The organism is Streptomyces sp. NPDC087310, assembly GCF_044744405.1.
GTDB lineage: Bacteria > Actinomycetota > Actinomycetes > Streptomycetales > Streptomycetaceae > Streptomyces.
Genome location: NZ_JBIUYF010000011.1, coordinates 134,879 through 150,258, shown reverse-complemented (window position 1 = coordinate 150,258; position 15,380 = coordinate 134,879). Strand labels below are relative to the sequence as shown.

The following is a 15,380-nucleotide window of genomic DNA, read 5'->3' as shown; positions in this document are numbered from 1 at the left end:
CGCTCTCCCTTTCGACAGCGGCGCGCCCCTTCGGCTCACTCGCCGGCCAGGCGCGCAGTCGGGCCGAAGATTCCGGCACCGGGAAACCCTCTCGCCGGCCCCGGGGTGCCCCCCGACCCTGCGGCGAGTGAGCCGAAGGGGCGCGTCGGCGCCGACATGAGGCGCCCCGGAGGCGAACCGAGCCCCAAAAGAAAGGGGGCCAGGCGCGCAACGTATGGTCGTTTCTCGTGAGTACGGTGTGTGTGGTGCGCGACTTGGTCAAGACGTACCCCGCCGCGCGCGGCAGACGTGGGGTTCCCGGGACGCCTGAGGTGCGTGCCACCGACGGGATTTCGCTCGATGTGCGGCGTGGTGAGATCTTCGGCCTGCTCGGGCCGAACGGCGCCGGCAAGTCCACGCTCGTACGGCAGATCACCGGGCTCATGCGGCCCGATTCCGGCGCCGTCGAGGTTCTCGGACACGATCTGGTGCGCCATCCCGAGCGTGCCTCGCGGCTCATCGGCTATCTCGGCCAGGAGTCGAGCGCGCTCGACGAACTGACCGTGGCGCTCGCCGCCGAGACCACGGGGCGGCTGCGCGGGCTCACGTTGCGGGATGCGCGGGCCGAGCGGGACCGGGTGCTGGGGGAGCTGGGGCTCACCGAGATCGCCGGGCGCGCGCTGAAGAAGCTCTCCGGCGGGCAGCGGCGTCTCGCGTGCTTCGCCGCCGCGCTGGTGGGGGAGCGGCCCGTACTCGTCCTGGACGAGCCGACCACCGGGATGGACCCCGTCGCGCGGCGCGCGGTGTGGGCCGCGGTGGACCGGCGGCGGGCCGAGCACGGGGTGACGGTTCTGCTCGTCACCCACAATGTCATCGAGGCCGAGACGGTTCTCGACCGGGTCGCCGTGCTGGAGCGCGGCAAGGTCATCGCCTGTGACACGCCGTCGGGGCTGAAGGAGCAGGTGGCCGGGGAGGTCCGCGTCGAGCTGGTGTGGCGGGAGCGCGCCCCGCTCGACGTGCCCGAGGTGGCGGCGCTGCGCGGGTCCGCGCAGGAGTCCGGTCGCCGCTGGGTGCTGCGGCTCGCGCCCGACGAGGCGCGCGCCGCCGTCGCCGCGGTGACCGGCGGCGCGGCCTTCGCCGCGCTGGACGACTTCACGCTGGCGACGCCGAGCCTGGAGGATGTCTATCTGGCGCTCGGCGGCCGGGCGCAGGGGCTGGTGAAGGCATGAGCGCCGGGGGCTTTTCCGGGACGTGTCCCGTGACCGCGCGCCCCGTGGCAGGGTGGGGCCCTGCGGTGGGGCGGGGCGCCGGCCGCAGTCGGCAGCCGTACGTCCGCGACCAGGCCCCGGCGGACCCGAACGTACCGAACAGGAGCAGCGCCAGGTGAGCATCGTGCCCGCGGAGGCCGTGTCCGCGCGGATCCGGACGGCGAAGGACACCCCCACCGAGGCGGCCGGGGGCGCGCCCGCGCCGCTCGCGCCCCGGGCGCGGCTGCTGCCCTCGCTCGCCGCGGTCTACCGTGCCCAGCTCTCCCGGGCGCGGGTGGCCCGGATCCCGCTGCTCTTCGTGGCGACGTTCCAGTCCGTCGGGATCATGATCCTGATGCGGGGCGTCGTGGAGGGCGGTGACGAGGCGCGGGCCGTCGTCGCCGGTTCGAGCGTGCTCGTGGTGGCGTTCGTCGCGCTCAATCTGCTCGCCCAGTACTTCGGCCAGTTGCGGGCGAGCGGCGGCCTGGACCACTACGCCACCCTGCCCGTGCCGCCCGCCGCGGTGGTGCTGGGCGCGGCGGGCGCGTATGCCTCGTTCACCGTGCCCGGTACGGCGGTCACGGCCGTCACCGGCAGTGTGCTCTTCCAGCTTCCGCTCACCCACCTCTGGGTGCTCGCGGCGGTCATCCCGCTCTCCGGCGCGGCCCTCGCGGGGCTCGGCGCGGCGCTCGGCCTGCTCGCGCCGCGTCAGGAACTGGCCACCCTGCTGGGCCAGCTCGGGATGTCCGCGGCGCTGCTGCTCGGGGTGCTGCCCGCGGACCGGCTGCCGGGGCCGATCGGGTACGCGCGTGATCTTCTGCCGTCCACGTACGGGGTGGAAGCGCTGGCCCGTACGTTCGACGCGCACCCGGACTGGACGGCCGTCGCGTTCGACCTCGGGGTCTGCGCCGTCGTCGGGGTCGTCTCGCTGGCCGTGGCGACCTGGGCGTACCGGCGGGCCGCGGTCCGCTGAGGCGGCGGCGTACGGTGTCCGGTCCCCGGCCCCCGCGCCGGTCCGATGCGGCGCCCACCGCCGGGGCCTGGCACGATGGCACCGTGACCGCACCTCTGACGCCTCCCCACCAGCCGCAGCACGACGACCCCTGGCAGACACCGCCGGCCGGGGAGTCGCCCCGTCCCGCTGCCGACGCGGAGAAGTGGCCCGACATGAAGACCGAGGTGCGGCAGGCGGTGGTGGTCCTGGTGGCCGTCACGGTGTCCGGGCTGCTCCTCGGGCTGCTGTGGATGTCGCTGGCGCCGCGCGTCCCGCTGGTCTCCGATGCCACGGCCGTCTTCCTGAAGGACACGGAGGGCGAGGAGGCCATCGCCGCCGACGGTACGTTCCTGCTGCTGGCGCTCGCCTTCGGCGCGGTCAGCGCGGGCCTGGTCTTCCTCTTCCACCGGCGCGGCGGGATCGCCCTGGTCGTCGGTCTGGCGGCGGGCGGGCTGCTGGGCGCGGTGCTGGCCTGGAAGTTCGGTGTGGAGCTGGGTCCGACGTCGGACGTCGTGGCGCACGCCAAGCAGGCGGGCAAGGGCGTCACCTTCGACGCGCCGCTCGAACTCCACGCGAAGGGCGCGCTGCTGGCGTGGCCTGTGGCCGCGATGGTGGTGCATCTCGCGCTGACGGCCCTGTTCGGCCCGCGCGATCCGGAACCGGAGTGGGAGTGGAACACGGCGTACGGGAGCGCGCCCCGGCCGGGTGGCGAGACCCCGTCCTGGGACGCCCCGGAGAAGGAGAAGTGACCCGCCGTACTACGTGACGGCGTTGGAGCGCTGCCCATACGGGTGTACGGGGGTACGGGGGTACGGGCGCCTCAGGCGCGGCCGATGGGGGCCACGACCGCCGCGGTGAGCGCCGCCAGGTCCCCCGGGGCCAGCTCGACCTCCAGGCCGCGCCGGCCCGCCGAGACGCACACGGTCGGATGGGCCTCGGCCGAGGCGTCCAGGACCGTACGGAGCCGCTTGCGCTGACCCAGCGGGGAGATCCCGCCCCGTACGTACCCCGTGGTCCGCTCGGCCGCCGCCGGGTCGGCCATGGCGGCGCGCTTGCCGCCGACCGCCGCCGCGAGGGCCTTGAGGTCCAGCGATCCCGCCACGGGGACGACGGCGACGGTGAGTTCACCGTCCACGTCCGCGACGAGCGTCTTGAAGACCCGGTCGGGGGAGACGCCCAGCGCCTGCGCGGCCTCCTCGCCGTAGGACGGGGACGCGGGGTCGTGCTCGTACGCGTGCAGGGTGTAGGCCGTGCCCGACGCGGTCAGCGCGACCGTCGCCGGGGTCCCGCCGGACTGCTGCTGCTTCCTGGACTTCTTCGCCACGGTGCGGATCCCCCCTGGGACGGTGCGGCCGCTCGGTCAGTTGAGGGTGGTCGGCGCCTGCGTCAGCGTCACGGCGGGCAGCGAGGGGAGATGACGGATCACCGCGGTCTCCGCGCGCAGCAGCTTCAGCTCCGCGCGCAGCCGGGCCGCGATGTCCGGCGCCTCCAGCAGCGACTGTTTCGTCGGGACGTCCAGCACGGCCGCGGCGGCCACCAGGTACGACACCACGGAGGGCTCGTCCGGCAGGTCCTCGATCCGGGAGAGCGAGCGCTCGCGCGCCCCGGCCAGCCGCTTCTGGTAGTTCTGGAAGGCGCGCAGGACGCCTGCGGCGAGCGTGGCCGCGCCGTCGCCGGGCTCCTCGGGCAGCTCCTCCAGCTCCGCCGTCAGATACGGTCCTTTGGCCTCGACGGAGAGCAGCCGGACCCGGGTGGTGCCGGTGGCGACCACCTCGAAGGTGCCGTCGGGGCGTTCGCGGATCGTCGCCGCGTCCGCGACGCAGCCGACCGGGTGGAACGCTTCGATCGGATCGGGGCCGTAGCCGTCGGCGGGCCGGCGCTCGGGCGGTGACGTGCCCTCCGGCATGCCCGGGGCGGTCACCGCCACTTCGTGCCCGTCGCGGATGGCGACCACGGCGAAGAGGCGCGGTTCGGACTCGTCCGTCTTCAGCAGCTCACGCATGATCGCGCGATAACGCTCCTCGAAGACGTTCAGGGGCAGGACGAGGCCCGGGAACAGCACCGCGTTCAGCGGGAAGAGAGGGAGGCGTGCGGTGGTCACAACGGTCAAGCGTAATGGCCGCGGGGCCCTCCCCGGTCGGTCCTGTTGCGCAAAGGCATGGTCGAGGCCAGTTGGATCCGTACGCCGTCCCGTGTTTCGAGGAACCGGCCGAGCGGATCGTCGGTGAAACTGGTCCACGGGAAGGACGTCGCGTACGGCCCGATCAGCCGGAACTGCTCCAGTGCGTCGGCCCAGCGCCCCCGCTCCACCAGCACGTACGCGAGGAGGTTGCGCACCTCGGCCGGCCAGGGGTCGCCCGCCTCGTACCGGGCGGAGACCGTGATGGCGAGATCGGCGGCGGCGTCGATACGGTCCCCGTGGACCGCGCCCGGCGGGCCGCTCAGCAGCCGGGTGAAGGCCGCGCGCACCGGAAGCGCCCGTACGAGCGAACCGGGCAGCGCGTCGCGGGCGGCGTCCTCGGCGAAGTCGAAGCACTCCTGGTGCGAGCCGTACCAGTGGGCGGAGAGGTACTGGAGGGCCGCGACATGGCAGCCGTAGTGGTGCGAGGCGCGGCGTACGGCCTGCTCCCACAGCGACTCGAACGCGGTGTGCGGGGCGTGCGTGCCCCGCGCGTGGTCGAGCGCCACGCGCCAGGGCACCGGATCGCGCGGGTCGCCGTCGGCCGCGGCGTCGATCAGCGGCCCCGTCTCGCGCAGCAACTCGGCGCGGGCCGGGGACTCCCAGGCCCTGCGGACGGCCAGTTCGGCCCGGACGAGCAGGGCGTCGGGGTCGTGCGGCGCCGCGTGCAGCCAGGCGGCGAGCCAGCCGTCCCGGCCGTGCGCGAACGCGGCCAGCCGCATGACGTAGCGGTCCCGGTCCTCCCACGCTGCGGCCTCCCGCGTCGCCGCGAGGACCTTCGCTGCCTGCTCGTACTCGCCGAGCGCGGCGGAGACCAGGGCGGGCGCGAGCCGGTCGTCGGGGGCGTCGAGCAGCACCTCGTCGTCCGGTGGCAGCCCGGCGGCGAGCAGCGGGGTGTGCCGGACCATACGCGCGGTGCTGATCAGGGCGCGAAGCAATGACATGGTGCGGACCATTGAAAACCGCAGGTGGCGGGGGCGCCAGAGGGTTGCTGTGAAGCTTTGGTGGCGGGGGAAAGGTTGTCCTGGCGGAGGTCAAGGGAAAGTAAAGAAACGCGGGTGACGTCCCCCGGTGGTGCGCGACCGGTGCGCCCCCTGGTGCGTCACCCGGTGGGCGCGCGACCGATGAGGCTGCGGGGGCGACACCGTGTGCCGGGACGGAGCCGTGCGCCGGGGCGACGCTCTGCGCCGGGCGTCGCCCCAGGGCCGCGCGTCACCCCCGTCGCAGCACCCGTGTCGCTCCCGTGGCCACCGTCGTAGCCAGGATCCACCCCAGCACCACCAGCCCCGCCGCCGTCCACTGCCAGGTGCCCTCCGGGAGCCAGAAGCCGTCCTGGCCCAGGTCGATCACCGGGATCAGCAGATCCAGAGCGTAGAGCGCCGGATTCCATATCGGGTGTTCGTCCGCCCGCAGCGGGGGCGGCGGGTGGCGGGCGAACGCGATCGTGCCCGCGCCCCACAGCAGCGCCATCCACAGCGCCGCCCGGCCGGGGCGGTAGCCGTACGCGACCGTCCAGTCCTGGAGGTAGCCCCACAACTTCGCCGCCAGCGGCAGCGTCTCGCGGCGGCGCCGCTGCTTCGCCAGCAGCACCTCGCGCGCGTCCGCGTCCTCGCCGCTGTTCCGCAGCACCTGCGCGAGCCGTTCGTACGGTTCGGGGGAGTACTCCGGGGTCGCCGCCGCCAGCCACTCCAGCCGCCGCAGCAGCGGGAAGTGGCCGAACGGGACGATGTTCTCGTAGACGAAGCCGCCCATGGCGAGCCCGCCGGGCCCCGGCCAGCTCGTCGACATGTCGATGAGCGTCACGATCCGCGCGCCGCTCAGTACGACCCGGCCCTCCTCCACGCGCTCGCACTTGAACCGCAGCTCCGGTGTGCTGATCCGGCGCAGCGACAGCTCCTCCGTCGGCGCGAGGAAGAACCGCGCCCCGTCCACGTCGAGCGCGTCCCCGAACCGGCCGTCGTCCAGCCGGACCCCGCCCCGGCACTCGAACCGCTGTAATCGCGTGCCCAGCAGCGGCGCCGCGACCTGCCCGACGCCGTACGGGGGAGTCACCGCGGTGATGTCGGGGGTGCCGAGGAGGTCGGTGGAGTCGCCGATCCACGCGCCCGCCATGTACAGCGAGCGCTCCACCGTGAGCTGCGGGGCGTTGAGCGCCCGCCGCTCCTCCGCGGCGCGCAGCCGGCTGCCGCGCAGGCTCAGCGACACGCCGACCTTCGCGCCGCGCAGGCTGACCTCGCCGAACGTCTCGATCTGATCGGCCGTGAAGTCCTGCGCGACGGACAGTCCGTCGGCGGCGATCGCCCGGCCGACCCGGTCGGGCCCCACGTCGATCTGGCTGATCAGCAGATCCGTACCGATCTGCGCGTCGGTCAGCCGGATCCCCCGCTCCACCCGGCAGCGCGGCAGATGCAGATCGCCCTGGGTGCGCAGCCGGGCGGCCTCCAGCCGGGGGATCGCGCAGGCCACCATGCGCAGCGTGGTGAAGTGCGACTCGGGCAGGATCACCTCGTTCTCGAACCGGCACCGGTCCAGCTCCACGTACGGCGCGATCTCACCGCCCGCGAGGTTGAGCGTCCCGGTGATCTGGAGGCCGCGCAGTTTGAGCGCCGCGACCCGGCCCGGCAGCGCGGCGGGCCCGCTGAGCAGCAGCAGGGCCATCACCCGGGCGCGCACGCTGCGTTCCGTGCCCCAGGGGCGGGGTGAGAAGGGATCGTTCAGGAGCGGGTCCGACGTGCTCAGGTCGTACACGCTGCCGTTGCGGAACGACTGCCACATGCCGACTTCCGCGGCGCTGAGCCAGTCGGGACATTCGTCGTACTGCGGCTCGGTCACGGCCGCTCCTCCGCTTCCCCGTGTGCGTACAGGGTGTGAGTGCTGATCATGGATGTGTGGAGCGATGAACAGAGGTGTGTGGAGCGATGTACAGAGGGGTGTACAGACCAGATGGGCGAAACGGTCCTTACCCTCGTTGTGCCCGCTCGGTGACGAACTGAACACTAGTAGTGAGGAGTGGCCTCCGGGACATGTATCAGCCAGTGATACAGGCGTCCGGCGGCCTGATCCGGTCTGCGAGAATTGACCCCGTGATCTCACGAATCGATCTGCGCGGCGCCGCCCTCCCCGAGGGCGTCGCTCTGCGTGACCTGCTGCCCCGAGCCGAGTTCGACGTGGCGGCCGCCCTGGAGAAGGTGCGGCCCCTCTGCGAGGACGTCCATCATCGGGGCACGGCGGCGCTGATCGAGGCCGCGGAGAAGTTCGACGGGGTCAGGCTGGAGCGCGTACGGGTCCCCGCCGACGCCCTCGCCGACGCCCTCGCGGGGCTCGACCCCGCCGTCCGGGCCGCGCTGGAGGAGTCCATCAGGCGCGCCCGGCTGGTCCACCGCGCGCAGCGCCGTACCGCGCACACCACCCAGGTCGTGCCCGGCGGCACCGTCACCGAGAAGTGGGTGCCGGTGGAGCGCGTGGGGCTCTACGCGCCCGGCGGCCGGTCCGTCTACCCGTCCTCCGTGATCATGAACGTGGTGCCGGCCCAGGAGGCGGGCGTCCCGTCCATCGCGCTGGCCTCCCCCGCGCAGAAGGAGTTCGGCGGCCTGCCCCACCCGACGATCCTGGCGGCCTGCGCGCTGCTCGGCGTCGACGAGGTGTACGCGGCGGGCGGCGCCTCCGCCGTCGCGATGTTCGCGTACGGCACCACGGGCCCCGACGGCTGCCCGCCCGCGAACATGGTCACGGGCCCCGGCAACATCTGGGTCGCCGCCGCCAAGCGCTACTTCACCGGCCGGATCGGTATCGACGCCGAGGCCGGACCCACCGAGATCGCGATCCTCGCGGACGACACCGCCGACCCGGTGCACGTCGCCGCCGACCTGATCAGCCAGGCCGAGCACGACCCGCTCGCCGCCGCCGTCCTCGTCACCGACTCGACGGAGCTGGCCGACGCCGTGGCCAAGGAGCTGGAACCGCAGGTCGCGGCCACCAAGCACATCGAGGACCGGGTACGGCCCGCGCTCACCGGACGCCAGTCGGCCATCGTGCTCGTCGACTCCGTCGAGGACGGCCTGCGCGTCGTCGACGCGTACGGCGCCGAGCACCTGGAGATCCAGACCGCCGACGCCGCCGCCGTGGCCGAGCGGGTCCGCAACGCGGGCGCGATCTTCGTCGGCCCGTACGCCCCCGTCTCGCTCGGCGACTACTGCGCCGGCTCCAACCACGTCCTGCCGACCGGCGGCTGCGCCTGCCACTCCTCGGGCCTGTCCGTCCAGTCCTTCCTGCGCGGCATCCACATCGTCGACTACAGCGAGGACGCCCTCGCCGAGGTCGCCCACCATGTGGTGACGCTGGCGGAGGCGGAGGATCTGCCCGCGCACGGCGCGGCGCTGAAAGCAAGGTTCGGATGGAAGGTACCCGGCAAGTGAGCACCACCGACGCCGACGCGTTCCCGAGGCCCCTCGGGATCGACGACCTGCCCGTACGGGACGAGCTGCGCGGCAAGTCCCCGTACGGCGCGCCCCAGCTCGACGTCCCCGTCCAGCTCAACACCAACGAGAACCCCTACCCGCTGCCCGAACCGCTGGTCGAGCGGATCGCCGAGCGCGTCCGTGAGGCGGCCCGCGGGCTCAACCGCTACCCCGACCGGGACGCGGTCGAGCTGCGCACCCAGCTCGCCGCCTATCTCACCCGTACGGGGCTCACGGACACCGGGGCGCACCCGCTGACCGCCGCGAACGTCTGGGCCGCCAACGGCTCCAACGAGGTCATCCAGCAACTCCTGCAGACCTTCGGCGGCCCCGGCCGTACCGCCATCGGCTTCGAGCCCTCGTACTCGATGCACGGCCTCATCGCGCGCGGCACCGGCACCGGCTGGATCTCCGGGCCGCGCAACGAGGACTTCACCATCGACGTGGCCGCGGCGTGCGAGGCGATCGCCGCGCACCGCCCCGACGTCGTCTTCATCACCTCGCCCAACAACCCCACGGGCACGGCGGTCGCCGCCGACGCCGTCCTCGCGCTGTACGAGGCCGCGCAGGCGGTCCGCCCGACGCTGGTCGTCGTGGACGAGGCGTACGTCGAGTTCAGCCACCGCCCCTCCCTGCTGCCCCTCGTCGAGGGCCGCCCGCTCCTCGTCGTCTCGCGCACCATGTCCAAGGCGTTCGGCGCGGCCGGGCTGCGCCTCGGCTATCTCGCCGCGCACCCCGCCGTGGTCGACGCCGTCCAGTTGGTGCGCCTGCCGTACCACCTCTCCGCCGTCACCCAGGCCACCGCGCTCGCCGCGCTGGAGCACACCGATACGCTGCTGGGGTACGTCGAGACGCTCAAGGCCGAGCGGGACCGCCTGGTCGGGGAGTTGCGGACCATCGGGTTCGACGTCACCGACTCGGACGCGAACTTCGTCCAGTTCGGCCGCTTCGAGGACTCCCACACCGCCTGGCAGCGGATCCTCGACCGGGGTGTCCTCATCCGTGACAACGGCGTACCTGGCTGGCTGCGGGTGACCGCGGGCACCCCGTCCGAGAACGACGCGTTCCTCGACGCGGTACGTGATCTCAAGAAGGAGCAGAGCGCATGAGCCGCATCGGCCGCGTGGAACGTACGACGAAGGAGACCTCCGTCGTCGTCGAGATCGATCTCGACGGCAGCGGCAAGGTCGATGTGTCGACCGGGGTCGGCTTCTACGACCACATGCTCGACCAGCTCGGCCGGCACGGCCTGTTCGACCTCACGGTGAAGACCGAGGGCGACCTCCACATCGACTCGCACCACACCATCGAGGACACCGCCCTCGCGCTCGGCGCCGCCTTCAAGCAGGCCCTCGGCGACAAGGTCGGCATCTACCGCTTCGGCAACTGCACGGTGCCGCTGGACGAGTCGCTCGCCCAGGTCACCGTCGACCTCTCGGGCCGCCCGTACCTCGTACACACCGAGCCCGAGAAGATGGCGCCGATGATCGGCGAGTACGACACGACGATGACCCGGCACATCCTGGAGTCCTTCGTCGCCCAGGCCCAGATCGCGCTGCACGTCCACGTCCCGTACGGGCGCAACGCGCACCACATCGTGGAGTGCCAGTTCAAGGCGCTCGCCCGGGCCCTGCGGTACGCCTCCGAGCGCGACCCGCGCGCCGCCGGAATCCTTCCTTCGACCAAGGGCGCCCTGTGACCGGTCTGTCGACCATCCTGATCGTCGTGGGGCTCTTCCTCGCCGGCGGTGTGTACTCCTTCCACAAGCAGAAACTGCCTCTGGGCGTGATCGTGCTGCTCGGGCTCTGCTCCGTGCTCTGCCTGGTGGCGGGCGTCCTGCGGATCCAGGGGATCTGGGGATGACCAAGACCGCGAAGAACGTGGTCGTCTTCGACTACGGGTTCGGGAACGTCCGCTCCGCCGAGCGCGCCCTCGCCCGCGCCGGGGCCGACGTCGAGATCACCCGCGACTTCGACAAGGCCATGAACGCCGACGGGCTGCTCGTCCCCGGCGTCGGCGCCTTCTCCGCCTGCATGAAGGGGCTCACCGCAGCGCGCGGCGAGTGGATCATCGGCCGCAGGCTCGCCGGCGGCCGTCCCGTCATGGGCATCTGCGTCGGCATGCAGGTCCTCTTCGAGCGGGGCATCGAGCACGGCGTGGAGACCGAGGGGCTCGACGAGTGGCCGGGGACGGTCGGACCGCTCCAGGCCCCCGTCGTCCCGCACATGGGGTGGAACACCGTCGAGGCACCGGAGGACAGCCAACTGTTCGCCGGGGTCGACCCCGACGCACGGTTCTACTTCGTGCACTCGTACGCCGTGCGGGAGTGGAGCCTGGAGGTCACCAACGCCAAGATCCGCGCGCCCCGGGTCACCTGGGCCACCCACGGCGAGCCCTTCGTCGCGGCCGTGGAGAACGGTGCACTGTGGGCCACCCAGTTCCACCCCGAGAAGTCCGGCGACGCCGGCGCCGAGCTGCTGACCAACTGGATCGGAACCCTCTGAATGGATTCTGGAATGCCTTCCGTGCCGAAGTCCGATGTGCCGAAGCTGGAACTCCTCCCCGCCGTCGACGTCCGTGACGGCCAGGCCGTACGCCTCGTCCACGGCGAGTCCGGCTCGGAGACCTCGTACGGCTCCCCCCTCGAAGCCGCCCTCACCTGGCAGCGCGCGGGCGCCGAGTGGCTGCACCTGGTCGACCTCGACGCGGCCTTCGGCACCGGTGACAACCGGAAGCTGATCGCCGAGGTCGCCGACGCCATGGACCTCAAGGTCGAGCTGTCGGGCGGCATCCGCGACGACGCCTCGCTCGCCGCGGCCCTCGCCACCGGCTGCACCCGCGTCAACCTCGGTACGGCCGCGCTGGAGACCCCGGAGTGGGTCGCCCGGGTCATCACCCAGCACGGCGACAAGATCGCGGTCGGCCTCGACGTACGCGGCACGACCCTGCGCGGCCGGGGCTGGACCCGCGACGGCGGCGACCTCTACGAGACGCTGGCCCGGCTGGACTCCGAGGGGTGCGCGCGGTACGTCGTCACCGACATCGCCAAGGACGGCACCCTCCAGGGTCCGAACCTGGAGCTGCTGAGGAACGTCTGCGCCGCGACCGACAAGCCTGTCGTCGCCTCCGGTGGGGTCTCCTCGCTGGACGACCTGCGGGCCATCGCCGGCCTGGTGCCCGAGGGCGTCGAGGGCGCGATCGTCGGCAAGGCGCTGTACGCCGAGGCGTTCACGCTGGAAGAGGCGCTCGCGGCGGTGTCCGGATGAGCGGCGACGCCGGGGCTGCGGCCGGGGCCGACGCCGCGGCCGTACGGAAGGTCCCGTCCGGCGGCCCCTGGGAGGAGTCCTTCGGCTACTCCCGCGCGGTGGAACTGCCGAACGGGCTCGTCCTGGTCTCCGGCTGCACGTCGGTGGTCGACGGCCGGATCGCCGAGGGCGGCCCCTACGAGCAGGCCGTCACCGCGTTCGGCGTGGCGCTCAAGGCGCTGGAGGAGCTGGGTCTCGGCGCGGAGCACGTCGTACGGACGCGGATGTACCTCACGCACGTACGGGACGCGGACGAGGTCGGCCGCGCCCACAAGGAACTCTTCGACGCGGCACGCCCCGCCGCCTCCATGATCGTGGTGGCGGGTCTCATCGACCCGAGCCTCGTGGTGGAGGTCGAGGTGGAGGCGTACCGGGCCACCGGGAACCCGCGGGGAGGTGCCGCATGACGCTGGCCGTACGGGTGATCCCCTGCCTGGACGTCGACCGGGGCCGGGTCGTCAAGGGCGTCAACTTCCAGAACCTGCGCGACGCCGGTGACCCGGTCGAGATGGCCAAGCTGTACGACGCCGAGGGCGCCGACGAGCTGACCTTCCTCGACATCACCGCCTCGTCCGGCGACCGCGAGACGACCTACGACGTGGTGCGCCGCACCGCGGAGCAGGTCTTCATCCCGCTCACGGTCGGCGGCGGCGTACGGACCGCCGATGACGTCGACAAGCTGCTGCGGTCGGGCGCTGACAAGGTCGGCGTCAACACGGCGGCCATCGCGCGCCCCGAGCTGATCCGCGAGATCGCCGAGCGCTTCGGACGCCAGGTCCTGGTGCTGTCGGTCGACGCCCGCCGGACCCCGTCCGGCTCCTTCGAGGTCACCACCCACGGCGGTCGCCAGGGCACGGGCCGCGACGCCGTCGAGTGGGCCCACGAGGCGGCCGAGCTGGGCGCGGGCGAGATCCTGCTCAACTCGATGGACGCGGACGGCACGAAGGACGGCTACGACACCGAGATGATCGAGGCCGTACGCAAGCACGTCACGGTCCCCGTCATCGCCTCGGGCGGCGCGGGGCGACTGGCCCACTTCGCCCCGGCGATCGAGGCGGGCGCCGACGCCGTACTGGCGGCATCGGTCTTCCACTTCGGCGACCTGCGCATCGGCGAGGTCAAGGACGCGCTGCGGCAGGCGGGGCATCCGGTGCGCTGACCCCGCTTCCCCCGTCCGGCCAGGGCCCCCGCCGCGCCTTCGAGGCATCGGCGGGGGCCTTCGGGTTCAACGGTCAGCGGTAGCAGGTGGTGACGCCGGGGCGCCAGGGGCAGGCGATCCCGGCGAAGCCGCCGTTGTCGACGACCTCGACGTCGATCGTGTCGCCGCCGCGCACCACCCGCCGGTCCTGCACCAGCCCGTCGGCGCTGTCGAGGACCGTCTCCACCAGCCACCTTCCGGGACCGAGGGCCAGCGGCACCTCGGCCGTACGGGCGGCGCCGGCGTACACCCCGCCCAGGAACCAGCGGTCGCCGTCCCTGCGGGCCAGCACGGCCTCCCGGCCGGGCTCTCCGGCGAGCAGCCGGGTGTCGTCCCAGGCGGCGGGGGCCTGGTCGAAGAACTCCCGGGCGAGCGGCCGGTCGTCGTACGACTCGGGGGTGCCCGCGAACATCTGGAGCCCCGACTCGTACAGCACGGCGAGCCCGGTCTCCGCCGCGTCGGAGTTGGGGCGCAGACCGACGCGGTGGAAGGCGCCGGGGGTGAAGTCCATGGAGCCGATGACGTTGCGGGTGAACGGCAGGGTGGTGAGGTGGGCCGCGGTGTTGGTCCGCTTCTCCTCGCCGCCGACCCCCTCCAGGGTCATGACATGCGGCCAGGTGCGCTGGATGCCCTTGGGGATGGTCGAGCCGTGGAAGTCGACCATCAGGTGGTGGGCGGCGGTCTCCGGGAGGATGGTGTCGTACCAGCGGAGCATCGGCTGCGCCTCGGAGTCCATGAAGTCGATCTTGACGCCCTTGACGCCCCAGCGCTCCAGGGTGGGCAGCCAGAGGGCGCGCTCCTCGGGGGTGTCCAGGTTGGTCTGGTGGACCCAGACGATGATCCCGACGCCCTTGGCGCGGGCGTAGCGGACGAGTTCGGGCAGCCAGCTGTTGGTCGCCCAGTCGGGGTCGGTGGTGTTCCACTCGCCGGGCTTGTAGTACCAGCCCGCGTCGACGGCCTCGTAGGGCCAGTTCCGCTCGGCGGCGTAGTCGACGTACTTCTTCTGCGCCGCGAGGCTCTGGCCGGCCTCCCGGCCGCCGGCCAGCCAGGTCCACAGCACGGTGCCGGGCCGGATCCACGAGCGGTCGGCGACCCGGGAGGCGGGCGCGAGGTCGTCGGTGAAGGTGGACCGGGTGACGGTGGCGAGATCGCCGGTGACCAGGGCCCGCCAGGGGGTGGTGAGCGGCCCGTCGGCGTCGACCCGCTCGTCGGCGAGCGCGACCCGGTAGGTGCCGGTGCCCTGGTCGTGGGCGAGCCGGGCACCGGAGTACGCGCCGGTGAGGCCGGACTCGGCGAGCAGGGTGTAGCCGCCGTCGGTCGCGAAGAGCGCCTGGTACGAGTACGCCCCGGTGGGGGCGGTCGCCGCGGTGTGCGGGGCGAACTGGCCCTCGTTGTCGGCCCGGTAGGTGCCGAGCCAGGCGCGGGAGTCGGGCGCCACGGTGAAGGCGGAGGTCTCGCGGAGGACGTCCCCGTACCCGGCGGGCAGGTCGTACCGGTAGGCGACCCCGTCGGCGGCGGCGCGCACGACGAGGTCGAGCCGGGCGCCCGCGGCGGTGGCGAACGACAGGCGGGTCTCGGTCATCTCGACCCGGCGCTCCAGCCGCTTGCCGGACGTGGCCCGGTAGCGGTCGCGGACCGGCCGGTCCGTACGGCGCAGGAAGCGCAACCCCTGGGAGAGGTCGGCGCGTTCGGTGACGAGGCCGACGGGCGAGGGCGCGAGGACCGTCCGGCCGCCACGCGACACCGTGAGGCTCAGGGCGCCGGTGGCGGGGTCGAGGGAGACCCGGGCGTGCGGTACGCGCGCCACGGCGGCGCGGTCGGGGGCGGAGGCGGGTACGGGGGCGGAGGCGGGTACGGGGGCGGACACGTCCCAGCGGTGCTGGGGGGAGCCGGTGTCCTGGCCGGCCCGCGCGGGGCCGGCCGTGAGAAGGGCGGCCGTGAGCAGTGTGGCCGCCAGCGCGGCGCGGAGCAGCGCGCGGAGCGGGGTGATCGCGGTCCTGAGCGGAACCGCCATGGGAACC

General features: G+C 73.1%; 16 protein-coding genes. 11 read left to right on the top strand and 5 right to left on the bottom strand.

What is annotated here, in order from left to right:
* The first annotated feature begins 236 nt into the window (after positions 1-236).
* The 3 genes from ACIO3P_RS35375 (at position 237) to ACIO3P_RS35365 (ending at position 2,969) form a co-directional block, all read left to right on the top strand.
* A complete protein-coding gene (locus tag ACIO3P_RS35375) occupies positions 237-1,208 on the top strand; it encodes an ABC transporter ATP-binding protein (protein WP_329826316.1) in 972 nt (323 codons plus the stop codon).
* A gap of 154 nt (positions 1,209-1,362) precedes the next feature.
* Positions 1,363-2,199 carry an ABC transporter permease gene (locus ACIO3P_RS35370; protein ID WP_399295895.1) on the top strand — a complete coding sequence of 279 codons (837 nt, stop codon included), beginning with the start codon at positions 1,363-1,365 and terminating at the stop codon, positions 2,197-2,199.
* Between the two features lie 83 nt (positions 2,200-2,282).
* Positions 2,283-2,969 carry a hypothetical protein gene (locus ACIO3P_RS35365; protein ID WP_329826053.1) on the top strand — a complete coding sequence of 229 codons (687 nt, stop codon included), beginning with the start codon at positions 2,283-2,285 and terminating at the stop codon, positions 2,967-2,969.
* A gap of 71 nt (positions 2,970-3,040) precedes the next feature.
* On the opposite strand, the gene ybaK is transcribed toward ACIO3P_RS35365, so the two are convergent.
* The 4 genes from ybaK to ACIO3P_RS35345 all read right to left on the bottom strand — a co-directional run bounded on the left by ybaK (position 3,041) and on the right by ACIO3P_RS35345 (position 7,231).
* The gene (gene ybaK, locus ACIO3P_RS35360) at positions 3,041-3,544 is read right to left on the bottom strand and encodes a Cys-tRNA(Pro) deacylase (RefSeq protein ID WP_329826054.1); all 504 of its coding nucleotides are present in this window, start codon (positions 3,542-3,544) and stop codon (positions 3,041-3,043) included.
* A gap of 36 nt (positions 3,545-3,580) precedes the next feature.
* Entirely contained in the window at positions 3,581-4,321 is a 741-nt protein-coding gene (locus ACIO3P_RS35355; RefSeq protein ID WP_329826055.1) for an LON peptidase substrate-binding domain-containing protein, read from the bottom strand.
* 5 nt (positions 4,322-4,326) lie between these two features.
* Positions 4,327-5,355, bottom strand: a complete 1,029-nt coding sequence (locus ACIO3P_RS35350; RefSeq protein ID WP_329826056.1) for a hypothetical protein — start codon at positions 5,353-5,355, stop codon at positions 4,327-4,329.
* Positions 5,356-5,611: 256 nt separating this feature from the next.
* Positions 5,612-7,231, bottom strand: a complete 1,620-nt coding sequence (locus ACIO3P_RS35345) for an oxidoreductase (protein WP_329826057.1) — start codon at positions 7,229-7,231, stop codon at positions 5,612-5,614.
* A 251-nt stretch (positions 7,232-7,482) separates the two neighbouring features.
* On the opposite strand from ACIO3P_RS35345, the gene hisD reads away from it, so the two are divergent.
* From hisD to hisF, 8 genes are read left to right on the top strand one after another with little or no spacing between them, the layout of a single operon-like run.
* The gene (hisD, locus tag ACIO3P_RS35340) at positions 7,483-8,814 is read left to right on the top strand and encodes a histidinol dehydrogenase (RefSeq protein WP_401850382.1); all 1,332 of its coding nucleotides are present in this window, start codon (positions 7,483-7,485) and stop codon (positions 8,812-8,814) included.
* Positions 8,811-9,965, top strand: coding sequence for a histidinol-phosphate transaminase (locus ACIO3P_RS35335; protein ID WP_329826059.1), 1,155 nt, complete (start codon positions 8,811-8,813; stop codon positions 9,963-9,965). The genes hisD and ACIO3P_RS35335 overlap by 4 nt, the downstream gene beginning before the upstream one ends.
* A complete protein-coding gene (hisB, locus tag ACIO3P_RS35330; RefSeq protein WP_052576231.1) occupies positions 9,962-10,555 on the top strand; it encodes an imidazoleglycerol-phosphate dehydratase HisB in 594 nt (197 codons plus the stop codon). The genes ACIO3P_RS35335 and hisB overlap by 4 nt, the downstream gene beginning before the upstream one ends.
* Positions 10,552-10,719 carry a hypothetical protein gene (locus ACIO3P_RS35325; RefSeq protein WP_329826060.1) on the top strand — a complete coding sequence of 56 codons (168 nt, stop codon included), beginning with the start codon at positions 10,552-10,554 and terminating at the stop codon, positions 10,717-10,719. The genes hisB and ACIO3P_RS35325 overlap by 4 nt, the downstream gene beginning before the upstream one ends.
* Positions 10,716-11,360 carry an imidazole glycerol phosphate synthase subunit HisH gene (gene hisH / locus ACIO3P_RS35320; RefSeq protein WP_329826061.1) on the top strand — a complete coding sequence of 215 codons (645 nt, stop codon included), beginning with the start codon at positions 10,716-10,718 and terminating at the stop codon, positions 11,358-11,360. The genes ACIO3P_RS35325 and hisH overlap by 4 nt, the downstream gene beginning before the upstream one ends.
* 36 nt (positions 11,361-11,396) lie before the next feature.
* Positions 11,397-12,122: a bifunctional 1-(5-phosphoribosyl)-5-((5-phosphoribosylamino)methylideneamino)imidazole-4-carboxamide isomerase/phosphoribosylanthranilate isomerase PriA gene (gene priA / locus ACIO3P_RS35315; protein WP_329826318.1), complete on the top strand. Its 726-nt coding sequence runs from the start codon at positions 11,397-11,399 to the stop codon at positions 12,120-12,122.
* Positions 12,119-12,568, top strand: a complete 450-nt coding sequence (locus tag ACIO3P_RS35310) for a RidA family protein (protein ID WP_401850380.1) — start codon at positions 12,119-12,121, stop codon at positions 12,566-12,568. The genes priA and ACIO3P_RS35310 overlap by 4 nt, the downstream gene beginning before the upstream one ends.
* Positions 12,565-13,320: an imidazole glycerol phosphate synthase subunit HisF gene (hisF, locus tag ACIO3P_RS35305; protein ID WP_329826063.1), complete on the top strand. Its 756-nt coding sequence runs from the start codon at positions 12,565-12,567 to the stop codon at positions 13,318-13,320. The genes ACIO3P_RS35310 and hisF overlap by 4 nt, the downstream gene beginning before the upstream one ends.
* A gap of 73 nt (positions 13,321-13,393) precedes the next feature.
* On the opposite strand, the gene ACIO3P_RS35300 is transcribed toward hisF, so the two are convergent.
* Positions 13,394-15,373, bottom strand: coding sequence for a glycoside hydrolase family 97 catalytic domain-containing protein (locus ACIO3P_RS35300; RefSeq protein ID WP_401850378.1), 1,980 nt, complete (start codon positions 15,371-15,373; stop codon positions 13,394-13,396).
* Positions 15,374-15,380 lie beyond the last annotated feature (7 nt).